The 518-nt window shown below is 56.8% G+C and carries 1 protein-coding gene; it reads right to left on the bottom strand.

Annotated features, from left to right (window positions below):
* A partial coding sequence (locus tag ACLQ24_RS30190) for a hypothetical protein (protein ID WP_425895131.1) occupies window positions 1-518 on the bottom strand: 518 nt, incomplete at both ends.

The following is a 518-nucleotide window of genomic DNA, read 5'->3' as shown; positions in this document are numbered from 1 at the left end:
GAGATCAATGACGTCCCCCGTTTCCGGGAGCGTGACCGGGGGGTCGGATGCAGGGGGGATCTTTCCCGCCCTTGTGGGGTCGCCTTCGCGCCAGACGTCATAAGCGGCGAACGTCGCCTTGTCCTTCTCTGCCTTCTCGGCAACAGTGACAAACGTGCTCTTGTCTAGGTGTATTCGAATCTTGTTGCGGTTGACCTCCGGCTGGAAACCGCTCTCGTTTAGAATATCGAAGAGTTCCTGATGAAACAAAAGTCCCGGTTGTCGCAAACCCTTAAATGTTTTCCCGACGGGGTGAACCTTCCCCTCGGCATCCTTCACCTCTTTTGCGTCGGCGGGAATTTTGCCCCAGTTCTTGCCATCTGTCCCCACCCAAACCCGAATCCCCGCGATCCGCTCCTGATTGTCCTTTTCCTGCTTGTCCGATAGCTTCCGGGGCTTCGATGGCGGCTCCCCGGGTACCCTAAAGCCATCAAATTTCGATGTGTCGCCCTCATTCAGGTAGATGACCTCGAAGCCGC

The organism is Micromonospora sp. DT4, from assembly GCF_049841675.1.
GTDB lineage: Bacteria > Actinomycetota > Actinomycetes > Mycobacteriales > Micromonosporaceae > Micromonospora.
The sequence above is the reverse complement of the archived record's forward strand: the minus strand, read 5'-3'. Positions and strand labels throughout refer to the sequence as shown.